Here is a 23940-nt window from a genome sequence, read left to right on the forward strand (position 1 = left end):
ATTAGTTCCAACCCCACAGCATTGGCGTTTTAAATTTAGGTTTACACACATCGTATGTTTCATGCATTGCAGCAAAGAGATGTTGGTTTTCTATATTTTTCTTATCTTCACTAAAAGCAAGCAACAAAGCTTTATGACACAACTGGTTAATCAACCTTGGGATCCCCAAAGAAGAGCGCCAGATCGCTTTTTTATGGCTCAGGCTAAAGGGAGCATATTTGCCACCAGATTTAGCGATCCGGTTATCAATGTAAGCTACCGTTTCATCGAGAGTAAGCGGTCTCAGTGTCGAACTGAATGTGATTCTTTGACGAAATTGCCTTAGATGATAAGCCTCTAATCGAGCATCCAATTCCGGCTGCCCTAATAGAACAATTTGCAGCAGCTTCTTATCTTCGGTTTCTAAGTTACCAAACAACCTTAAGGTCTCTAGAGCTTCATCTGACAACGCCTGGGCCTCATCAAGAATCGCCACCACTCGTAAACCTGAGTTGTGCAATTCAATAAGCTTGTGTTGAATGTTATCAACTAAAGCTGCTGGATTATCAATAGTCAAACCCAGCTCTTTAGCCACGGCTTGTCGTAAGTCAGCACCAGATAGCACTGGGTTAGGCAGGTAGATTAAAGCAGTACAATCATTGAGATGATTGACCAACATTCGGCACACCATGGTTTTGCCTGTGCCGACCTCCCCTGTAACCTTAACTACCCCCTCGCCCATTTCTAACGCCGAAATGACCGTTTGGATTGCCTCAAAATGAGGTGCTAAACCATAAAAAAAATCGGTATTCGGCGTTAACGTAAATGGTAACTGTTCAAAATCAAAATGAGCTTGATACATAAGACGACCTAGCTTAGTAATTCACTACCAATCTGCATTGATAAAGTGAGTGGTTACTATTCATCAGGGAACCATTCTTGTAAAAGATCTCGAGAACGCTCCATTTCTGATTGCCAAGTATTTACACCTACAACCGTTGGCTTTAATAGAATAACAAGTTCAGTTTTTTGAGTTAGTTGACTGGTATTACGGAACAAATGACCGAGTGCCGGGATATCACCAAGAAATGGAACTTTTGAAGTCATGTCACTGGTGTTTGATTTCATCAATCCGCCAATAACAACCACATCACCATCTTGCGCTCGAATCACGGAGTCAGATTCACGAATAGAGCTTTTAGCCAACGGCAGCGTCACAACACCAGTTGTTGAGCCAAGATTAAGCTCTTTCACTTCCTCTTCCACCTCAATCACTGCGGGGTGAACATGCAGGAACACATTTCCTTTATCATCGATCTGCGGCGTCACATCCAAAGAAATACCGGAGAAGAACGGGGTTAGCTCAACTTCAGGGGCAACATTCGCGTTATCACCACTACCGACCGAACTTGATAAATTCGTCACGAAATATTTATCTATACCCACTTTTATAACCGCTTTCTGGTTATTAGCTGCTGTCACTCTTGGGCTAGATAACACATTCAAGTCACCCTGTGTATCCATAAAACTCAATACAGCTTCAAAGCTACCACCAGAAACAACGAGGTTAGATTGACCACCTAAAGCGGTACCGATTGGGTCCATGCCTGGTAGTTTGCCTGGGATGATCGTACCAGCTGCATTTTTAACGATAGAACCCATACCTAGCGTGTAGTTAGTACCGTTCGACGAAAACATCTTGGTCCAGTTAATGCCTTGTTGATAGCCGTCACTAAGTGTCACTTCCATGATTTTGGCTTCCAAGATAACTTGGCGCTGCAGACGTTTCTGAGAAATACCAAGGAACTCACGAACCTCTCGGATTTCATCGGGGTAAGCACGTACCGTAATCACACTCGCTTGTGGCGTAACCACAACGCTTTGCCCATCACCAGAACCAATTAAGTGAGCGACTGCCGCTTCAAGCTGCGGCCAAAAATCACTTTCAGATATCGTTTCAATCTCCGTTCCACCGTTAGATGTGGAGCTAGACGAATTGGAGTTCGAGTTTGATGAGTTTGAATTCGAGTTAGACGAATTAGAATTCGAGTTAGATGAGTTCGAGTTAGAGTCTGAAGTGGAAATTGTTCCAGTAGTAATCGTCGTTAAAGAACGACCAGAACGCTTTACTTGCAAGTAATCCACTGGAATCGTGACTGTGCGCAAACCGGCCGGATAAATTTGAATCACTTTGCCACGTTTTTCAATATCGTAACCATACATATCCTGAGCAACAGCCAGAACTTCATCTAAGGTCACGTCTGTTAGATTTAGAGTAAGTTTTCCAGCAACGCTTGGATGAATCGCGGCACTGTACTCAGTACCTTTCACTAGGCTTGCAAAAAAGGTTCTCGCTTCAACACCTTTTGCTTGAATACGAAAGCGCTTGACGGTTTCCACACTCGGAGACATAGAGTCCGAACTTAGCTGAGGCATAAGGTCATCTTGTACCGACGAAGGTAAGTCATGAAGTGCTTTGCTATTCGCTTCATTAATAGATTCGTTTAAAGACTCTTTTATCTCAACAGGATCTCTATGCCCCATCGAACAGCCGACTAAAGATGACACTAGAATTGCTACTACAAGTTTACGCATGTCTTCACTCTAACCTTAATTATTCTTAACATCTAAAGAGAACATCTCTAATTTCCACTGCTTAGAGCTTCTCTGCAGAGTGACGTACTCTGGATCTATGTTCTTAACTCGGTACCCTCTGATCGTTTCTCCTTGTTCGAGAATCTGACCATTCATAATCGCATAACAAGGTGTATCGCCCTTGCAAACAATGCTCTCTAGAGACGGTAAACGATATTGAACTGGCGCCTTTTTAACTGATGCTGATTGCTGTTGGGGCGAAAGCCAACCTAATGGCGCAGTTGGGTCTTGTTCTGCCCATACCACTGAACTACCAAACAGCAAAGATAACACTAGAGTTCTAACCACCGATAAACTCCTGTCTGGTACCTAGGGTGTAAACCTCGAACACAAGTCGAGCTTTGGGATATTCTTCTACTGAATACTCAAACGTGCGCCAATAATAGCTCACAGGAAGTGACTCAAGTGCTTGAAGATAAATTAAAATATCGAAGTAGCTACCCGTCAACTCCATTCTAACAGGATGGAGAAAGTACTTTGAATTGTCACTGTTCTCTTGATTGTCCGAAATAGCTTCTGGTTGTAACGATTCTAAAGACTCAAGCTTCAGTCCATTACCTGCATTAAGAACGCTCTCTAATAACTGCGCCATTTGAGAAGGCGTAACCAACCTATCAACGATTTCAGCGAGCTCAAATGATAGCTCTTGGCTCTCAACCAATAGTTTTTTTAACTCAAGATCAATTTCTTTATCTGGGTCTTTGTTCAACTTGGCTTGTAGAACAAGTAATTCACCTTGTTGTTTCTGATTTGACTGCGTAAGGCTCATCGACTTCACATTCTTTTCTTGTAAATCAAGATATGCAGGTTCAATCAATAAGGTAAATACAAGCATGGATAAGCCCACTAGACCACACACGAAAAGTAGCCATTTCTCTCTCAGGCTTAATGCAAGGAACTTATCGCTAAGCTGGTTCCACAGTTGCATTATTCACTCTCCCTATGAGTACTTAACTCAAACGTCACCACATCTTGCTCATTACGACCTATCTTTATCTTTTCAAAGGTGCGCCCGACTAAATTAAGTTCATTTTTAAACTGACCAATCCAGTTTGGAACAACATTAGCGTCACGAGCCAAACCGCGAAGCTCTAGGGTCTCGTGAGTCATGTAGATATGCGAAAGCGAAATATCATTTCGCCCTAATTTAGCGAAGGAATTCATAACACCAGAATACCCGACTTGCTGGGATTCATCGTATTGACCGACCGCCTTCAAAGCCTCTTTATTCGCTTGTATCTCGCTAGTGAGACGAGCAACCGCAGCTACTTTCACTGGAGACGGTTTATGTTGAACCAACTTACTATTTAATTGGTTAACTTCTTGGTTAAGCTGATTCAAGTCATATTGTAAAGCTGCTAGCTCTTCATCCAAACTCGATGCTTGATACTGCATTACACAATAACTGCCAAGCAACAAGGTACACACAAGCCCCCAAACCATAACCACATTCACTAGAGTGAAATACTCTTTTTTAGGCTTAAGGTGCTCAGGGTAGAGATTAACGTTAAAAACATTCTTTTCAGCCGCGAGCGTAACTAACCATTTCTCTGAATTTTCGCGCTCACCTTCAACAAGTAAAGAAACGGTCGAACTCAATGTGCTATTTAACACGCTCTGCAATTCAGCTTCATCTTCCTCATCACAGCATATTTTTAACTGATGAAGTTGGGTGCCTTTAATTTGAGAAGAAAGGTAATCAATCGACCTTTGGAGTTCTAAAGCTAGACCATCCAACTGCAATGCACTTGATGCGGTACCAGTTAATGGGGGGACAACACTGCGGATTGTTCTTTGGAAGCAAACCGTGTTTTCAACAAATGCACCAAGCTTAAAATGTGAGTTGGGGCTGCGTTGTAAAAGAATGAAATTAGAGAGTTCACCAGCACTATAGCCCCAAACTTCATCTTCGGGAGCAATACCTTTAAGATCAACTTGTGCTGAATTAGTAATGCTTACAAGCTTGTCCAATAGCTTTTTAGGCAAAACATACACTTGTAGCTTATTCGAGGTCGGTAGCGCTACCGCACTCGCTGTAATATCAGCCACCCTTTCAGAGATCAGATCTTTCAATAGAAAAGGCAATGCAACCGACCATTCACTCTGTGGAATGTCCGGTTTATCAATTTGATAGGTTTGGTAGTAGTTCGCACAGACAATTAGCTGAAGGCTATCACTAGTAAGCGATTCACTGCTCAACAATTTTTTCAGCGCACTTTCCCAGTCACCGTTAACCACAGGGAAACTGGTGACTTGAGGTTTTGACTCAGTCGATGAAATATAAACGGTATCATTGCCCAAAAGGACAACTTGAGAACTACCGCTATTATTCGTTGGCTTTATTTTGTCTAAAATCGCTTTAAAATTCATGCTTAACTATTACTCTTACGCCATCGATTTCTTCGACCGACTTTTACAACGGATTCAGCTTTCACTGTCTTATCCCCTTGAGTAGGCAAGGGAATTATTTGTTGTTCTTCGTCGAAATATCTCCCTTGATAACCGTTAATGCCTAACTCTATCAAGGTATTCTTTTCTTGCTTTGTCTCAACTCCGACCGCGATCACTTCAGTTGGAGAATCACCGCATGCTCCAATCAGACTTCGAACAAACAGTTGGTTTTCATGCCTTTGATCGATTTTCTTTACCAAACTTCGATGAAGCTTAATATAGTCAACCTTCAAATCCTTTATATAATGAGTGCTAACAATGGTTCGCCCAGCTTGGCCAACCACCACTTTACACCCTAACCCTCGTAACATCTTCGCCACTGGTCGCATATAATCAAGGTGAGTAATTAGATGGCCTTCTGAAAATTCAAAAGCAAGCTGAGAACGATGCTGAGCAGAGAGCTGTAACAACTCACTTCGGAACCATTTAAAATGTGATTTATTTGCAAACGGAGTGACACTCAAGTTCACCGAATAATTGACAGGCTGTGTTGATACTTTCAGCGACTTAAATAAAACCGTCAAAACCGATTGATCCATTTGAGCTTGATAACCGACTTGTTCTACCGCAGACATAAAGCGAGAAGATTTCAATAGACCTTTATCTGGATCTTGAATTCTAATAAATATTTCTTTATGCAATTCATTAGCTTGACCTGAATCCGGCATAAGATAACACCGCTGAGCAAAGATTACTAAATTTTCAGGTAGCAGGGCTTTATCAAGTAATGTTCTCCAGCGAACACTGCCTCTGTCTATCTCACTTTTATTTTCTTTTGGGTAACGGCTCCAGTTATTAATGCGCTCTAACTGAGCGCTCTTTAACGCCGTTTCCGTTTCATCCATAATTTGGCTATGGCGTTCACCTTCGGTATACATTGTCACACCAATATGGCACCAATTATCTGATTCCAAAGGCTCCGGCGGAGTCAATTTATCTAATTGCCTTAAACATTGAGCAGCCAACGTCGCAATATCCTTTGTTCCTTGATGCGGAATAAACACAGCAAAGTCTGCTTCGTAATAGCGAGAAAAAATGACATCGGGATAACGCTGAACAATATTCGACAATACTTCACCAACTTCAATAATAAATCCGTCGGTGATCTGCTTGTCATTGGCATCTCGAACTTGTTCCCACTCGTCGATACGTATCAGTAAAACGCCTCCACGAGCGCCACTTTCATGCAGTACAGATTCAAGTTTGTTATCAAATAGTACTCGGTTGGCTGTACCAGTGAGCTTATCTAGAAAAGTATGGGTGCGAATAAAAGTATCAAAGCGACTTCGCTCTTGGCGTGCATCTTTCAACTCTTCAATCAATACATCAAGCGCTTCACTTGCCGTATATGGCCATTCTCGCTCGTCCCCTTTTGAATGAGCCTCAACCTGCCCAGCAAGGATCATTCTCCCTCGCTCTTCCAAAATCTCTGATCCCATTAACTGTTCTTTTAACCAACGAACACCGCGAGCCAAACAGAAAAGGATCAATGCCACCGCCAAAGTAATCGACCACATAGCTTCAATCGAATAGTTGTAACCAATATAAGGGGGGAGTGCTTTAAATTCGATTTGATAGCCTTCATTTCGGTCTAAAATGAAGCTTCTCTCATAGAGACGGTTTGGATCAATTTGTGGGGAGGTATCTTTAAATCGATAAACGATACCTGTTTGGTTCGAGAGTTTCATCTCAACGATATTGCTTGCCTGCAACATCTTCGGCATCCAACGTTGCATTGAATACGCAGCATCTGGATCTTCCATCTCTTTATCTACGACGTCGACAATGCCAACCAAATAATGGTCTAAATATTCCTGTCCAATACGCTTAAAGGAGAGTGTGCCACCAATAAAAAGAATGAACATCGCACTGATCACTATCACAGTGACAAATGCGACCAATCGAGTGCTCAATTTTAGTGTCGGGGTATATCTCATGAATAACGAAATCCTTTTCAACTCACATTATACCGTATTGCTACTTATACTATAAATTGACGTTGTAAATAAAGCGTTAAGAATTGTAGGTAACAAAAAGCCGCGACGAACGCGGCTTCTTCCAATTTAATACTGCTTTTATAATATATTAAAAACAGTCCTCAAAATGGGATGTCATCATCAAAATCCATCGGCGGCTCATTATATTGAGGTTGAGCCTGCTGAGGAGCTTGTTGAGGTGCTTTCGGCTGCTGTTGAGCTGGCGCACTGTATTGTTGCTGCTGTTGTTGTGGCTGCTGTGGCTGACCCCAACTACCTTGCTGTTGGTTGTTACCCATACCACCTTGGGCAGGAGCACCGCCTTGAGCACGACCGCCAAGCATTTGCATTACACCGTTGAAGCCTTGAACAACGACTTCTGTTGTGTAGCGATCTTGACCGCTTTGATCTTGCCATTTACGCGTTTGAAGTTGACCTTCAATGTAAACTTGGGAACCTTTACGTAGGTACTCACCAGCAACTTCCGCCAGCTTGCCAAACAGAGCAACACGGTGCCATTCTGTTTTTTCGCGCTGTTCGCCAGTTGCTTTGTCACGCCATGACTCTGACGTTGCAATGGTAATGTTCGCTACTGCACCGCCATTTGGCATGTAACGAATTTCAGGGTCATTACCTAGGTTACCCACTAATATAACTTTGTTAACTCCACGGCTAGCCATGATTTGCTCCGTCTAAATTCATAGTCTCAGAAAATTTTAGCGCACAAGAATAGCATGCTTTTCTGCTGTGATAAATCGCTTCCTATTCTCACTCCACCACAAAGAATAAAAACGTAACAAATCATGATATTCAGAGCGATGTTGCTTTTTTCTCCACTTACAAACCACTCATTTACTTTGATAATTGATATTCAACGCAAGTCACTATCAAGGCGCTAGAGAAGCGAAAGCCTGCATGACAACGTGGAATCTAATCCCACTCAAACAGGACGTTTCAATGAGAAAATCAAGATACGCTCGCACTTTACACTTTCTGTGCATCGACCCAAACGATACCTATCTACATGTAAAGGAGATAGAAAAGCACTTATCTATTATTCTCTACAAAATGACACCCGACGAATTAATGTTAGTTGATAGAAAGCAGAGTAACCGGATCTTGCTCGTCGATTATAGAGAGGTACCACAACTACTGGTTATTTGTCCTAACCTGACTGTTATGTGGAAAAATCACGAAATCATTTTATTCAATGTCCCCCAGCAACTTCCAACCTCAGAGCTTCTTACCTATGGGGTACTAAAAGGACTCTTTTACAACACTGAACAAAAGGACAAGATTGCTCGTGGTCTTCAAGAAGTGATCGATGGTGACAACTGGCTACCTAGGAAGGTGACTAATCAACTTCTGTTTTATTATCGTAATATGGTCAATACCAATACGACCCCAACCAATGTTGATTTAACTATTCGTGAAATCCAAGTCATTCGCTGCCTTCAATCAGGATCATCAAATACTCAAATAGCCGATGACCTTTTCATTAGCGAATTCACGGTCAAATCCCACCTCTATCAAATATTCCGTAAGTTAGCGGTGAAAAATAGAGTCCAAGCTATTGCATGGGCAAACCAAAACTTGCTTGCATAACCACTCCGCCTCTAATCTGACAATAATTTTGAGGGAAGCTCGAGTAATCATTGGTATTGTTGCTGAAATTTCGACATAACATATGCTAGAGTTGCCCTCAGAAATATCAACAAATCAGTTGAATCAATAATTATTATAGATAAAGGGTCTTATCATGATCAAAAAGTGCCTTTTCCCGGCAGCAGGCTACGGTACACGTTTTTTACCAGCAACTAAGTCAATGCCGAAAGAAATGATGCCTGTAGTAAACAAACCTCTGATTGAATACGGTGTAGAGGAAGCTATCGAAGCCGGTATGGATGGAATGTGCATCGTTACTGGCCGTGGTAAACATTCACTGATGGATCACTTTGATAAGAACTACGAGCTAGAGCACCAAATTAGCGGTACCAATAAAGAAGACTTGCTGATCAATATTCGTGAGACGATTGAAGCAGCAAACTTTACCTACATTCGTCAACGCGAAATGAAAGGTCTAGGCCATGCTATCTTGACTGGTCGTGAACTTGTGGGTGATGAGCCTTTCGCCGTTGTGCTTGCTGATGACCTTTGTGTGAACGAGCAGCAAGGCGTTCTGGCTCAAATGGTTGCGCTATACAAGCAGTTCCGTTGCTCAATCGTTGCAGTACAAGAAGTGCCTGAAAACGAAACTCATAAATACGGTGTTATCTCGGGCGAGATGATCAAAGACGATCTTTTCCGTGTCGATGACATGGTAGAAAAGCCAGAACCAGGTACTGCACCAAGCAACCTAGCGATCATTGGCCGCTACATTCTGACTCCAGATATCTTTGAACTGATCGAGCAGACTGAACCAGGCAAAGGCGGCGAAATCCAAATCACTGATGCATTGCTAAAACAAGCAAGAGCAGGCTGTGTGTTGGCTTACAAATTTAAAGGCCAACGTTTTGATTGCGGTAGTGTTGAAGGTTATATCGAAGCAACAAACTACTGCTTTGAAAATCTATACAAAAAAGACCAAAAGCAAATCGAACTAGGTAAGCACTCGACAAAGAAAGAAGCGTGACAACGGGTTAATAATCAACGTTTAAATTGGTAGAAAGGGTGGCTCTTTGAGTCACCCTTTTTTGTTTACTGTTTTTTTATCCAGTAAAACTTTGCACAAATCTCACTCTATGTAATACTTTAGCCACTTAAAATTACATGGTCTGTTGAGATGGATAAAATAGAAATTAGAGGCGCTCGTACGCATAACCTCAAAGACATTAACCTAACCATACCCCGTGATAAGCTAACGGTTATCACTGGATTATCAGGTTCAGGAAAGTCGTCACTTGCGTTTGATACCCTCTACGCAGAAGGTCAACGTCGTTATGTTGAGTCTCTGTCGGCCTATGCTCGTCAATTTCTATCTCTCATGGAAAAGCCTGATGTCGACCACATCGAAGGTTTATCTCCAGCCATCTCGATAGAACAGAAATCAACTTCTCACAATCCTCGTTCAACGGTTGGCACCATCACTGAAGTCTATGATTACCTAAGACTGCTTTACGCGCGAGTCGGTGAACCACGCTGTCCTGATCACAATACCCCTCTTGCAGCACAAACCATCAGTCAAATGGTCGATAAAGTCTTAGAACTGCCTGCTGGTTCAAAGATGATGCTTTTGGCTCCGATAGTCAAAGAACGTAAAGGTGAGCACGTTAAAACGCTTGAGAACCTAGCGGCTCAAGGCTTTATCCGTGCCCGTATTGATGGCGAGACCTGTGATTTGTCCGATCCACCAACATTGGAACTGCACAAGAAGCACACCATTGAAGTTGTCGTTGATCGCTTTAAGGTTCGCCCAGATCTTCAACAGCGTTTAGCTGAATCGTTTGAGACAACATTAGAGCTCTCTGGCGGTATCGCTGTAGTCGGTTGGATGGATGATAAAGAACAAGAAGAGATCGTGTTCTCGGCTAATTTTGCTTGTCCAAAGTGTGGCTACAGCATGCAAGAACTTGAGCCTCGCCTATTCTCATTCAACAATCCTGCTGGTGCATGTGGTACGTGTGATGGACTTGGTGTTCAACAATATTTTGACCCAACTCGAGTAATTTTAGATGAGAACCTAAGCATTGCAGAAGGTGCGATAAAAGGCTGGGATCAGAAAAATTATTACTATTTCCAAATGCTGACATCGCTATCAGACCATTATGGTTTTGACCTTTATGCTCCGTTCAACTCTTTACCAAAGAAAACTCAAGAGATCATCCTCAAGGGCTCTGGTAGAACTGAAGTTGAATTCAAATACATCAATGATCGTGGTGATATCCGAGTCAAGCGTCACCCCTTTGAAGGTATTTTAAATACGCTGGAACGCCGTTACCGCGACACTGAATCTAGCGCGGTGCGTGAAGATCTTGCCAAGTACATATCAACGAAATCATGCTCTAGCTGTGATGGTACACGCTTAAGATTAGAAGCTCGAAATGTCTTTATTGGCGATACCACACTGCCAGAAATCGTTCAGCTCAGTATTGCTGACGCACTACAATTTTTCCAAGAGTTGAAGTTAGACGGCCAGCGTGGACAAATTGCTGATAAAGTGATGAAAGAGATCAATGATCGTCTGCATTTTTTGGTGAACGTTGGTTTGAATTACCTGAACCTATCACGCAGTGCAGAAACACTGTCAGGTGGTGAAGCGCAAAGAATTCGTCTAGCAAGTCAAATTGGAGCCGGTTTAGTGGGTGTTATGTATGTGCTGGATGAACCATCGATTGGCCTCCACCAGCGTGATAATGAACGTCTACTACAAACTCTGGTTCACCTAAGAGACTTAGGAAATACCGTACTTGTTGTTGAGCATGACGAAGATGCGATTCGTTGCGCTGACCATGTTATCGATATAGGTCCAGGCGCAGGTGTTCATGGTGGTCACGTGGTGGCAGAAGGTACCATGCAAGACATCATCGAAAATCCGAACTCTTTAACAGGGCAATACCTGAGCGGCGCCAAAGAAATTGCGGTACCAAAACAAAGAACGCCTATCAACAAGAAAAAGGTCGTCGAGATCGTTGGCGCGAAAGGAAACAACCTAAAGAATGTCACTGCGACAATCCCTGTAGGCTTGTTCAGCTGTATTACGGGGGTATCGGGGTCAGGAAAATCAACACTAATCAATGACACCTTCTTTAAAGTTGCTCACACTCAATTAAACGGTGCAACCACTGCGGTTCCGGCACAGCACAAAAAGATAAAAGGCTTAGAGCATTTCGACAAAGTGATCGATATTGATCAAAGCCCTATCGGTCGCACCCCTAGATCAAACCCTGCAACCTACACTGGTATTTTCACGCCAATTCGTGAGTTATTTGCAGGTACCCAAGAATCACGATCTCGTGGCTACAAGCCAGGTCGATTCAGTTTTAACGTTCGTGGTGGTCGCTGTGAAGCGTGTCAGGGAGACGGTGTCATCAAAGTAGAGATGCATTTCTTGCCAGATGTGTATGTACCGTGTGATGTGTGTAAAGGTAAGCGTTATAACCGTGAGACTCTAGAGGTCCGCTACAAGGGTAAAACCATTGACGAAGTTCTAGAGATGACTGTCGAAGATGCTCGTGAATACTTCAACCCGGTACCCGTTATCGCTCGTAAGCTGCAAACCCTAATGGATGTTGGCCTTTCCTACATTCGCCTCGGACAAGCAGCGACAACCTTATCTGGTGGTGAAGCGCAACGCGTTAAATTAGCGCGTGAATTGTCTAAAAGAGACACGGGAAAAACCTTATACATTCTCGATGAGCCAACAACAGGCCTACATTTCCACGATATCCAGCAACTGTTAACGGTATTACATAGATTACGTGATCACGGTAATACGGTTGTCGTGATTGAGCACAACCTCGATGTCGTCAAAACAGCAGACTGGATCTTAGATCTTGGCCCTGAAGGTGGTCAAGGGGGCGGGGAAATTGTTGCAGAAGGTACACCTGAAGATGTGGCGTTAGTCGAAGGTTCGCACACTGCTCGCTTCCTTAAGCCTATGTTAAATTTGAAGTAGGTGTAAAATAGCGCCCTGCGAGCAGACAGAAAAATGTTAAAGTAACAGAGCTTGTTTCAGAAGGAACAAGCTCTGTTTTTATAAGGTTAGGGATTTATGGCAACAATACATACTAGCGGTACCCAGCTAGAAAATCAGAGAACTCAGCTTCCGCTTAACAAGGCATTCCTTGCCTCTCTAGCTATTGTATTCTTAATAGCCATGCATTTTTTCATGCCCAATCCTGGAGGCTCAGGCCTTGCTTTATCCTTTAATCCAACCACTTGGTTAGCTCTTAGCTTTACGTTGGCGATTGGCTTCTACCAGCTTGCCACTAACCGAACACTCAAATATTCAAAGTTAACCGTTGGCTTTCTGATAAGCTGCATCATACTCACACTGCCGATTTTATACAGCAATGCCGCCCCTCAAGGAGCATCAGGGCGCTTACTTGGATTGTGGGCGGGCTTTGCATTATTCGTCGTGCTACAACAATTTAAGTTCAGCAATAAGCACAAGCAGCGCATGTTGTGGTTCATTGTGCTTGCTGTGGTTATACAGGCACTATTTGGCTATGTGCAATATTTCCTATTAGAACCTGGCAACCTATTTGGCTACAACACTGCTGCAAACCGACCATATGGGATATTCCAACAACCGAATGTAATGGCAAGCTTTCTTGCTACTGGTTTTGTGCTGTCAGCGTATCTTTTAGCAAGGCAACCAACTAAATATAATCACCAAATTAGCGAGTCGCTTCTACTTTATTTAACACCAGCCTTAACCGTACCTTTGCTGATCATCATCGCATCACGTACCGGATGGTTGGCTGCCGTCATTGGATTTGTATGCATTCTGCCTTATCTATACAAGTTCTCGACCAAGAAACGCTTCTACGGGTGGTGTGCATCAGTGCTCGTCGGTATCGTCGTCGCTTTTTCGGTTATCAGCCTTAGTGCAACTGATAGCCTCGCAAGTAAAAGGACGAACTTAGAAAGTCCACGAGCTTATACCTTTCCACAAGCGCTCGATATGATGATCGAAAAACCATTTACCGGTTATGGCTACGGAAAGTTCGAATCCGAATACACGCTATACACAGCCCGCCAACATCAACTTAACTCAAATTATCATCCCGGCCTTCCTGCAATGGATCACCCACACAATGAGTTCCTGTTTTGGGGGGTTGAAGGCGGAATAGTAACAATCATCGGGATCTTGATTGCTGCAGTGTTGGTGATGTCACGCATAGCAAGCTCAGCGAAAGGAACACGTCTAGCACTGCTCGCACTATTTATACCGATACTCTTACATTCTCAGCTTGAGTATCCTTTTTACCACTCGGCGATTCACTGGATAACCTTTATCATTTTGATTTACTGGGTCGACCAACGGGCCTCTCGCCACTATCAGCAGCCGTTTAGTATCGTCAGTAAAACCCTATTCAGAGTGTCGAGCTTAGTCGTTCCTATCTTGGTGAGTTTTTACATGCTGAGTGCCTTACACACCAATTATGTACTCACTAAATTTGAAATGTCTAAGCCGAAAAACCCGGACATTCTTAAGCAGGTAACAAACCCCGTAGTCTGGAAAGATCGCTATGATTGGGACGTGTACAGTACCTATCTAAATATCGGCCTCTACAAAGCCGATCCTAGCCTGATCCAACCTTATATAGATTGGTCGTTAGAGATCATAAAGAGTAAGCCAAGGCCTACTTTCTACAGTAACCTGATTCTCGCGTATCAAGGATTAGGTGATCACAGCAAGGCAGAACAAATTCGTAGTGAAGCGAGCTTCTTGTTCCCAAATCGAGACTTTTCCAAGGTTCAGTATAAGAAGATATCGGAAGCAGAAAACAATATCTCTGCTGCTAAATGATGCCAAGGAATCTAGAGTCATTTTGCTGTAATGACGTTTAGCCTAGACACAAAAAAGCGCACATTCTCTCGTGCGCTTTTCTTTTAAACTTCAATTTATTAGCGTTATTTTAAAACGTCTTGTAACGCTTTTAAGCACAAAGCGACATTCTCTTTTCGAGCGCCATAACCCATTAAACCAATACGCCAAGCCTTCCCAGCCAGAGAGCCCAGCCCAGCACCGATTTCAAGATTATACTCTTCTAACAGCTGCGTTCTTATTTTGGCTTCATCAATCCCTTCAGGGAAGTAAAGCGCATTCAATTGAGGTAAGCGACTCTCTTCAGCAACCACAAACTCCAACCCCAAAGCTTCTACGCCAGCTTTAAGTTCTTGGTGCATCGCATAGTGACGAGACCACGCATTGTCTAGGCCTTCATTTTTCAACAAAACCAACGACTCATGCAGAGCATATAGGCTGTTCACAGGCGCAGTGTGGTGATAGCTACGCTTACCTTCTCCACTCCAATAACCTAATACCAAGCTCTGATCCAAGAACCAGCTTTGTACGGGAGCTTGACGTGCTTTCATTTTATCGACAGCACGTTGAGAGAACGTCACGGGAGATAAACCAGGTACACAAGACAGACACTTCTGACTGCCTGAATAAACCGCATCGAGTTGCCATTCATCAACCAACAATGGCACACCACCTAATGATGTCACCGCATCCACAATCGACAATGTATCAAACTGGCGAGCGACTGCGGAAATAGCTTGAGCATCCGATAACGCGCCAGTAGACGTCTCGGCATGCACAAATGCGACAGCAACAGCATCGGGGTTTTCTGCCAATGCCTTTTCTACCTTTTCAACGGAAACGGGCTTACCCCACTCGTCATCAACAAGGATGGCTTCACCACCGCAGCGAACAACATTCTCGCGCATACGCTCACCAAAAACACCGTTACGACAAACAATGACCTTTTCACCAGGCTCAATCAAATTAACAAAACAGGTTTCCATACCTGCACTGCCTGGTGCAGAGACAGCAATCGTAAATTCATTCTCTGTTTGGAATGCATACTTAAGAAGTTGTTTAAGCTCATCCATCATCGCAATAAATAGCGGGTCGAGGTGACCAATGGTTGGACGGCTTAAGGCCTGTAAAACTTGAGGAGAAATGTCTGAAGGCCCCGGCCCCATTAACGTTCGGTGTGGCGGATAAAAGCTATCGATAGCAGCAGTGAGTGTTAAATTAGACATGTACATCCCTTACGTTAATGTTGTGAACAATCCACCCTAAAGCAAATTGATTACCTCAGCAATTAGCCATAAGTATTGAGGTCAAACCAGTGTCACATAATTGTTAAAATTATTTTTCAATTATCTCACGTTACGGATTGACATTATTTGCGCAAACACGTTCAATGAAATGGCTATCTAGCAGAAGAGGAGCACTGCCCAGGCAGGTGTTTTGTGGAACCGCATTTCCAATACAAAACATTCATGGGGAGCAGTGCCGAGATAATAAAAGGATGCAGGACCTTTATTATCGGTTGAGCGGGCTGAATCCCGTTAACTGTCGCCATTTCTATATGGTGAAGAGCTTCTGAGGTTACTATTCTAATAATTCCTCTCTTTTTTGCTCTAAAACTCTCTTCGAAAAACATCGGACGTTGGATTACCCAACAGTAATTTATTTTAGGAAATCGTGGGAGATATATCGTGAGTGCATCTAATGTAGCTGGTTCTTTTAATGTCGCTAAGTTTGGTGGAACAAGTGTTGCCAACTTTGAAGCAATGAGCCGTTGTGCTGCCATTATTGAAAACAACTCAAATACGAAACTGGTCGTGAGTAGCGCATGCTCTGGCGTGACTAACCTGCTTGTTGAACTCGCGAATGGTGTTCAAGATAAAACTCGTCGCCAAGAACTAGTGACACAGTTAACCGACATTCATAATACGATTCTTGCTCAGCTAGCAGACCCAATTAGCATTGAAAAAGATGTGCACTGTATTCTGGATGATATTGCGAGCGCTGCAGAAGCCGCATCATTCCAAGCCAGTACCAAACTCACTGATCACCTAGTGGCATGTGGTGAACTGATGTCGACACATATCCTCGCTCAAATCATTCGCGAACGTGGTACACCAGCGGCTCGTTTTGATATCAGAGAAGTGATGCGCACCAATGATGATTTCGGTAAAGCAGAACCACAACTGGAAGATATTGCAGCCCTTGCACAGCAGAAACTGATTCCACTTTGCGAAGAACAAGTTGTCGTTACCCAAGGTTTTATCGGTGCCGACAGCGAAGGTAACACCACAACGTTAGGTCGTGGCGGCAGTGATTATTCAGCGGCACTGATTGCGGAGTCGGTACAAGCGATTGGCTTAGAAATTTGGACTGATGTTCCAGGCATCTACACCACAGATCCACGCATCGCATCGAAAGCATCTCCTATCCCAGAGATCAGCTTCAGTGAGGCATCTGAGATGGCAAACTTTGGCGCGAAAATATTACACCCTTCAACTCTGGTTCCTGCACTACGCCATCAAATCCCTGTTTTTGTCGGCTCATCAAAAGCACCAGAGCTTGGTGGAACATGGATTCGTCAACAAGTTGAAAGCTCTCCTCTGTTCAGAGCGCTTGCCCTACGCTGCAACCAAACCATGGTTACGCTACGCAGCGCTAACATGTTCCATGCCTATGGTTTTTTGGCAAAGGTATTCGAGATCCTGGCTAAACATAAGATCTCAGTCGATCTTATCACTACCTCAGAGATCAGTGTCTCACTTACTCTCGATCAAACCGATACCTCTGGTGGTGCTCCTGAGTTACCTGAAGCCGCTCGCCTTGAGCTTGAAGAGTTGTGTTCCGTAGATATTGAGCACGACCTATGCCTTGTTGCTCTTATTGGTAACAACATGAGCGAAAGCAAAGGCTATGCAAAGCAGGTATTCGGCACGCTTGAAGATTTCAACCTACGTATGATTTGTTACGGAGCAAGCCCACACAACCTATGCTTCTTGCTAGATGAATCTGTGTCTAAGTTGGCGATTCAAAAACTTCATCAAGAGTTATTTGAGTAGATAGTCCGTTTATCATCGACAGATAAATAACTAAATTACAGATACAAAAAGGGTTGCTATTAAGCAACCCTTTCTCTTTTTTACGTTACGAATCAAAGCTCGTTATAGATTCAAACTAGTTAATGTTTGGGCCTAACCACTTCTCAGCTTCCAACATATCCCAACCTTTACGGTCGGCATAGCTATCCACTTGATCCTGTTGAATCTGTGCAATCGCAAAGTATCGGGCATCAGGATGTGAAAAATACATACCAGACACTGAAGCACCAGGCCACATCGCGTAGCTCGTGGTTAGTGACATGTCGATCGCTTTTTCAACGTCCATCAACTCCCACAACGTGCCTTTTTCTGTATGTTCTGGGCAAGCAGGGTAACCTGGAGCTGGACGAATACCTTGGTACTTCTCACGAATCAAATCGTCATTAGACAGATCCTCATCCGGCGAGTAGCCCCAAATGTCCTTTCTCACTTCTTTATGCAGGTATTCAGCGAACGCTTCAGCCAATCGGTCAGCAACCGCCTGAATCATAATCGCGTTGTAGTCATCACCGTTGGCTTTGTATTCATCAGCAAGCTCACGCTCGCCGATACCACCAGTCACTGCAAAGCTACCAATCCAGTCCGCTTTACCGCTATCTTTCGGCGCAATGTAATCAGACAAACAGTAGTTAAAACCTTTTGGCTTCTCGGTTTGCTGACGAAGGTTGTGTAAAACGTTTAACACTTCAGTACGAGATTCATCGGTATACACTTCGATATCATCGCCAACGCTGTTAGCAGGGAACATCGCACACATCCCACGAGCTTCAAGTAATTTCTCTTTCTGTACTCGATCCAATAAATCGTTGGCATCTTTGAATAAGCGTTTCGCTTCCTTGCCCACTTCTTCATGATTAAGAATTGCAGGGTATTTACCGACCAATGACCATGTCATAAAGAATGGAGTCCAGTCGATGTACTGACGCAAAGTTGCCACATCAAAATCATTAAAGATGTGAACTCCCGGTTTAGCGGGTGCCGGTGGCGTGTAAGCATCCCAATCGATAGCTACTTTATTAGCACGTGCTCTTTCAAGAGTGACCGGTTTAGTACGAGGCTTCTTACGATTATGCTGATCGCGAACGCGATCGTAATCAATATCCAACTTCTCAACAAATGCAGGTTTCAATTCGTTAGATAGCAACGAAGTACACACACCCACCGCACGTGAAGCATTGTTTACGTAGACCACAGGCTCAGAGTAGTTCTGTTCTATCTTAACGGCTGTATGCGCTTTAGATGTGGTTGCTCCACCAATCAAAAGAGGCAGTTTAAAGCCTTGTCTCTCCATCTCTTTAGCCACATGCACCATCTCATCCAAGGAAGGAGTGATCAAACCCGAAAGGCCAATGATATCGACGTTTTCTTCCTTAGCGACCTTAAGGATTTTTTCACATGAAACCATCACGCCTAAATCGATAATTTCGTAGTTATTACACTGCAAGACAACGCCCACAATATTTTTGCCAATATCGTGAACATCGCCTTTTACGGTCGCAAGTAAGATTTTTCCGTTAGTTGCACCTACGTCTTTGGTTGCATTGATAAATGGCTCTAGATGGGCTACCGCTTGCTTCATAACACGTGCAGATTTCACCACTTGAGGAAGGAACATCTTACCTTCACCAAAGAGGTCACCAACCACATTCATACCATCCATTAATGGGCCTTCTATCACCTCGATAGGGCGAGAGGCATTAACACGAGCTTCTTCGGTATCTTCAACAATAAAGTCGGTAATACCTTTAACTAAGGAATGCTCTAAGCGTTTTTCTACTGGCCAGGTACGCCACTCTAAAGCAGATTTATCTTCAACTTTTCCAACTGCACGCTCTAGATATTCAGTTGCGATATCTAGCAAGCGCTCAGTGGAATCATCTCGGCGGTTTAGAACCACATCTTCAACGGCTTCACGTAAATCCTCAGGGACATTATCGTAAATCTCTAATTGCCCAGCATTTACGATGCCCATATCCATACCGTTTTTAAAGCAGTGGTATAGGAATACTGCGTGGATAGCCTCACGAACGTAGTTATTACCTCGGAATGAGAACGAAACATTCGATACACCACCAGAAATCATCGCATGAGGTAAGTCTCGTTTGATGTCCCCTACAGCTTCAATGAAATCGACCGCATAGTTGTTATGCTCATCAATACCTGTCGCCACAGCAAAAATGTTCGGGTCAAAAATAATATCTTCAGGTGGGAAGCCCACTTCATCAACCAGAATATTGTAGGCATTAGTACAAATCTCAACCTTACGCTCTCGAGTATCAGCTTGGCCAACTTCATCGAACGCCATCACGATAACGGCTGCACCATATCGGCGAACCAGTTTCGCTTGTTCGACAAACTTCTCTTTCCCTTCCTTCAATGAGATCGAGTTAACGATGCCTTTACCCTGAATACATTTCAGACCCGCTTCAATCACTTCCCATTTTGAAGAGTCGACCATGACTGGCACTTTCGAGATCTCAGGCTCAGACGCACATAGATTAAGGAATTTAACCATACACGCCTCAGCGTCTAGCATCCCTTCATCCATGTTGATATCGATAATTTGAGCGCCATTCTCAACTTGCTCTCGAGCCACACTCAAAGCTTCATCATATAGCTCTTCTTTGATAAGGCGCTTAAAGCGAGCAGAGCCCGTAACGTTAGTTCGCTCACCCACGTTAACAAACAGAGATTCCTTGGATATCGTCAATGGCTCTAAACCAGAGAGACGACAAGAGACGGGTAAATCTGGTAATTGGCGCGGTGTCACACCTTCAACAGCTTCTGCCATTTGGCGTATATGTTCTGGCGTTGTACCACAACATCCACCAATTAAGTTCAAGAAGCCACTTTCAGCCCATTCCTTAACGTGTTCAGCCATATCTTCTGGAGACAAGTCATATTCACCGAATGCATTAGGTAAACCTGCATTAGGGTGAGCGGAAACATTGCATTCTGAAATACGAGACATTTCACCAACGTATTCACGCAGTTCGTCAGGACCTAATGCACAGTTCAATCCAAATGAGATAGGTTTTACATGACGAAGGGCATTATAGAAGGCTTCTGTTGTTTGTCCGGAAAGCGTTCGACCAGATGCATCTGTGATAGTACCGGAGATCATAACCGGTAAAATGATACCTACTTCTTCAAAGACAGATTCAACCGCAAAAGCACACGCTTTCGCGTTTAACGTATCGAAGATAGTTTCAATAAGAATTAAGTCTGAACCGCCCTTGATAAGCGCACGAGTCGATTCAGAGTAAGCGTCAACAAGTTCATCAAAGCTAACATTACGATAGCCCGGATCATTAACATCTGGGGAGAGAGAACAAGTTCGGTTAGTTGGACCTAACACACCCGCCACGAAACGGGGTTTATCAGGAGTCTTCACTGTCCATTCATCTGCTGCTTCACGAGCCAACTTAGCAGCAGCATAGTTAATTTCTTCGCTAAGACTTTCCATATCATAGTCGGCCATAGCGATGGTTGTAGCGTTAAAGGTATTGGTCTCGAGGATATCAGCACCGGCTTCCAAATACTCCATATGGATATCTTTGATAAGCTTAGGTTGTGTAAGTACCAAAAGGTCGTTGTTACCTTTTAAGTCACTATACCAATCAGCAAATCGCTCACCGCGATAGTCTTGCTCTTCCAATTTATAATCCTGAATCATGGTACCCATGCCACCATCAATCAGTAAAATTCGTTGCTTCAACAGAGCGTCAATCTTTTGCCTTACATTACTTCCCACGATACAACCTCATTCCTTTAATTATCTCTCCATCCTACCACACATTCGAAAGGAGTCTAGACGTCTAAAACATGAAGTAAATAACCAAGTCATGACAAAAAAATGTTTGCTATTTGAGCATGAGAGAACGAGAATTAATATTCATATTTTGTTACATATTGGAATCCCAATGTCGGTCTATTACACCTTATGCTTCTTGTCCGCTGCAGCCATGCTTATTGCTTTCGTGAATACCAAAATTGGTAAAATGCAGACAACCATCGCCATCACAGCTGGCTCAATGATGCTATCTCTATTGATTATCATTGCGGGACAAAACAATTGGTTCCAATTGGCTGACATCGCTTCAGAAACCGTTGCCAGTATCAACTTTGAAGACTTCCTCCTAAAAGGAATACTGGGATTCTTACTTTTTGCAGGTGGTTTGGGGATTAAGTTACCTAATCTAAAAGATCAGAAATGGGAAATAACGGTACTCGCTCTTGGTGCTACACTGTTTTCGACATTCTTTATTGGCTTTGTACTTTATGGGTTTTGTCAATTTATCGGTATTCAATTTGACCTAATTTATTGCTTACTGTTTGGTTCTCTAATATCTCCAACCGATCCAATAGCTGTATTAGCAATAGTGAAGAAGCTCGATGCTCCCAGACGAATCTCTACTCAAATCGAGGGAGAATCTCTATTCAACGATGGTTTTGGCCTAGTGATCTTCGTAACCCTATTTACCATTGCGTTCGGCACAGAAGCACCGACTGTAGGTAGCGTGACCATGTTATTCGTCCAAGAGGCTATCGGTGGTATCGTCTATGGCTTTGTTCTAGGTTTAATATTCCATTACCTAATCAGCAACACCGATGACCACTCGATGGAGTTGCTATTAACCATAGGTATTCCTACAGCTGGTTATGCCTTTGCTGAAGTCCTACATGTATCAGGACCGTTAGCAATGGTGGTATCAGGTATCATGATTGGCAACTGGACGCGCTTTATTGGGTTCTCGAAAGAGAGTGAGGATCACTTAGACCATTTCTGGGAATTAATAGATGAGTTCTTAAATGGCGTACTATTCTTATTGATTGGTATGTCTATGCTGCTATTCAAGTTCCACCAAGAAGATTGGATTTTGATGGCGTTCGCAGTCCCTCTAGTATTGAGTGCACGCTATCTAAGTGTTTTCTTGTCTTATATCGGATTCAAACGCTTTAGAACTTACAACCCATGGTCGACTAAGATTCTAACTTGGGGTGGTCTACGCGGAGGCTTAGCTCTAGCTATGGCACTTTCAATCCCTTCAGGTATCTGGGTGATTGAAGACAAAGCAATAGATGTTAAAGAGATAATCCTCGTTATGACCTATGCTGTTGTTGTGTTCTCTATTCTGGTTCAAGGATCAACAATCACTCCAATGATAGAAAAAGCGAAACAAGCTGAGAAAGAATTGGATTAATACCTAAAAATATAAACGAAGGTCGCTTAGTAGAAGCGGCCTTTTTTGTACCTGTGTCCATCAACAAGCACGCCTCTCTAGCCTACAAGTTGCTCCCTTATCTCTGACCACTACTTTAGTCATGATTGCTATCTGCAATCACGACTCTTGGTCGTACCTAACGCTTCCAAACAGGCCAACAAGCAACCACCAGTTTGAGTGCATTCGAGCGAAGATAAACACAAAGCATTTACGGAAATAAATTAAGTAAAGATACATGGCCTTCTTTTCAAGTGAAGTATTGAAAGCATAATAAAGTGTAGAAAGAGAACCACGATCGAAGAGGAATTGTAATTAGAGTAAAGCTTCGCACACCAATGTTCTAGAACCGAAACTTCTCTATAGAACATCTGATGCAGTAGCAAGAAGGGTCTAGTCTTTCTACCGGGGCGTGCAGTCTAGATCCTTAAATATGCCAGAGGAGGACTGAGTCGCACTCCGGAGATTCAACCAAACTGGTAAGTTAGGAGGACGCCTAGTTCTCCCAACATTGCTTCGAAGAAGCAACAGACGTAAAAAAACCTAGCATTTCTGCTGAGGCTTTGTATGTGGCAGGAGTAGAGGTTTAGACTCCCAACACGCGCTATTTTGGCAAGCCGGAGAATCCGCTGCTTTGCTAATGGCGTATAATTAGCTTCAGAAAGCAAAAAGGCCCTAGCATTTCTGCTAGAGCCTTAAATATGGCAGGGGTGGAGAGATTCGAACTCCCAACACGCGGATTTGGAATCCGCTGCTCTGCCAATTGGAGCTACACCCCTATTTCAGTTTTAAAGAGCTGAACCTCTGAATAAGTGGCGGAGTGGACGGGACTCGAACCCGCGACCCCCGGCGTGACAGGCCGGTATTCTAACCAACTGAACTACCACTCCGCAGTGGAATACTTGTCGTCGCTGACAAGTGTTCAAATTTAAAGCCTGGCGATGTCCTACTCTCACATGGGGAAGCCCCACACTACCATCGGCGCTATTGTGTTTCACTTCTGAGTTCGGCATGGAATCAGGTGGGTCCACAATGCTATGGTCGCCAAGCAAATTTTGCTTTTACTTTCA

General features: G+C 43.4%; 15 protein-coding genes, 2 tRNA genes, 1 rRNA gene and 1 riboswitch. Of the genes, 6 read left to right on the top strand and 12 right to left on the bottom strand.

The features are described 5' to 3' along the window. Nucleotide 1: 1 nt before the first annotated feature. From AB4589_RS09455 to AB4589_RS09485, 7 genes are all read right to left on the bottom strand, one after another. Nucleotides 2–841 carry an ExeA family protein gene (locus AB4589_RS09455; RefSeq protein ID WP_372100252.1) on the bottom strand — a complete coding sequence of 280 codons (840 nt, stop codon included), beginning with the start codon at nt 839–841 and terminating at the stop codon, nt 2–4. A gap of 56 nt (nt 842–897) precedes the next feature. Beyond that, nucleotides 898–2574: a pilus (MSHA type) biogenesis protein MshL gene (mshL, locus tag AB4589_RS09460; RefSeq protein WP_017102912.1), complete on the bottom strand. Its 1677-nt coding sequence runs from the start codon at nt 2572–2574 to the stop codon at nt 898–900. Between the two features lie 15 nt (nt 2575–2589). Continuing rightward, nucleotides 2590–2922: a hypothetical protein gene (locus AB4589_RS09465; protein WP_017102911.1), complete on the bottom strand. Its 333-nt coding sequence runs from the start codon at nt 2920–2922 to the stop codon at nt 2590–2592. Beyond that, nucleotides 2915–3562, bottom strand: a complete 648-nt coding sequence (pilO, locus tag AB4589_RS09470) for a type 4a pilus biogenesis protein PilO (protein WP_017102910.1) — start codon at nt 3560–3562, stop codon at nt 2915–2917. Before pilO ends, AB4589_RS09465 begins: the two co-directional genes overlap by 8 nt. After that, entirely contained in the window at nt 3562–5004 is a 1443-nt protein-coding gene (locus tag AB4589_RS09475; RefSeq protein WP_372100255.1) for an MSHA biogenesis protein MshI, read from the bottom strand. Before AB4589_RS09475 ends, pilO begins: the two co-directional genes overlap by 1 nt. 2 nt (nt 5005–5006) lie before the next feature. After that, nucleotides 5007–7022, bottom strand: a complete 2016-nt coding sequence (csrD, locus tag AB4589_RS09480; RefSeq protein ID WP_017102908.1) for an RNase E specificity factor CsrD — start codon at nt 7020–7022, stop codon at nt 5007–5009. 161 nt (nt 7023–7183) lie between these two features. Beyond that, nucleotides 7184–7741, bottom strand: coding sequence for a single-stranded DNA-binding protein (locus tag AB4589_RS09485; protein ID WP_009847868.1), 558 nt, complete (start codon nt 7739–7741; stop codon nt 7184–7186). 277 nt (nt 7742–8018) lie between these two features. On the opposite strand from AB4589_RS09485, the gene AB4589_RS09490 reads away from it, so the two are divergent. The 4 genes from AB4589_RS09490 (at nt 8019) to AB4589_RS09505 (ending at nt 14535) form a co-directional block, all read left to right on the top strand. Further along, nucleotides 8019–8666: a LuxR C-terminal-related transcriptional regulator gene (locus AB4589_RS09490; RefSeq protein WP_029222919.1), complete on the top strand. Its 648-nt coding sequence runs from the start codon at nt 8019–8021 to the stop codon at nt 8664–8666. Nucleotides 8667–8820: 154 nt separating this feature from the next. Next, a complete protein-coding gene (gene galU, locus AB4589_RS09495; RefSeq protein ID WP_017101387.1) occupies nt 8821–9693 on the top strand; it encodes a UTP--glucose-1-phosphate uridylyltransferase GalU in 873 nt (290 codons plus the stop codon). Between the two features lie 150 nt (nt 9694–9843). Further along, a complete protein-coding gene (uvrA, locus tag AB4589_RS09500) occupies nt 9844–12675 on the top strand; it encodes an excinuclease ABC subunit UvrA (protein ID WP_017101388.1) in 2832 nt (943 codons plus the stop codon). A gap of 96 nt (nt 12676–12771) precedes the next feature. Beyond that, nucleotides 12772–14535: a PglL family O-oligosaccharyltransferase gene (locus AB4589_RS09505; protein ID WP_371709251.1), complete on the top strand. Its 1764-nt coding sequence runs from the start codon at nt 12772–12774 to the stop codon at nt 14533–14535. A 104-nt stretch (nt 14536–14639) separates the two neighbouring features. On the opposite strand, the gene AB4589_RS09510 is transcribed toward AB4589_RS09505, so the two are convergent. Next, a complete protein-coding gene (locus AB4589_RS09510) occupies nt 14640–15779 on the bottom strand; it encodes an alanine--glyoxylate aminotransferase family protein (RefSeq protein WP_371709252.1) in 1140 nt (379 codons plus the stop codon). A gap of 176 nt (nt 15780–15955) precedes the next feature. Beyond that, nucleotides 15956–16133, top strand: a riboswitch (Lysine riboswitch). 108 nt (nt 16134–16241) lie between these two features. Between AB4589_RS09510 and lysC the strand changes: the two genes are divergently transcribed. Beyond that, the gene (lysC, locus tag AB4589_RS09515; RefSeq protein ID WP_371701451.1) at nt 16242–17609 is read left to right on the top strand and encodes a lysine-sensitive aspartokinase 3; all 1368 of its coding nucleotides are present in this window, start codon (nt 16242–16244) and stop codon (nt 17607–17609) included. A gap of 115 nt (nt 17610–17724) precedes the next feature. Here the strand turns inward: lysC and metH are convergent, their stop codons facing one another. Continuing rightward, a complete protein-coding gene (metH, locus tag AB4589_RS09520; RefSeq protein WP_371709253.1) occupies nt 17725–21402 on the bottom strand; it encodes a methionine synthase in 3678 nt (1225 codons plus the stop codon). Between the two features lie 169 nt (nt 21403–21571). Between metH and AB4589_RS09525 the strand changes: the two genes are divergently transcribed. Beyond that, nucleotides 21572–22852, top strand: coding sequence for a sodium:proton antiporter (locus tag AB4589_RS09525; RefSeq protein ID WP_017102902.1), 1281 nt, complete (start codon nt 21572–21574; stop codon nt 22850–22852). A 720-nt stretch (nt 22853–23572) separates the two neighbouring features. Here AB4589_RS09525 and AB4589_RS09530 read toward each other — a convergent pair. From AB4589_RS09530 to rrf, 3 genes are all read right to left on the bottom strand, one after another. After that, nucleotides 23573–23649, bottom strand: a tRNA-Trp gene (locus AB4589_RS09530). 34 nt (nt 23650–23683) lie between these two features. After that, nucleotides 23684–23760: transfer RNA gene (locus tag AB4589_RS09535), tRNA-Asp, on the bottom strand. 43 nt (nt 23761–23803) lie between these two features. After that, a 5S ribosomal RNA gene (rrf, locus tag AB4589_RS09540) occupies nt 23804–23919 on the bottom strand. Nucleotides 23920–23940: the final 21 nt, after the last annotated feature.

The sequence above is a fragment of the Vibrio sp. 10N.222.49.A3 genome (genome assembly GCF_041475145.1).
In the GTDB taxonomy this organism is placed as follows: Bacteria; Pseudomonadota; Gammaproteobacteria; order Enterobacterales; family Vibrionaceae; genus Vibrio; species Vibrio tasmaniensis_A.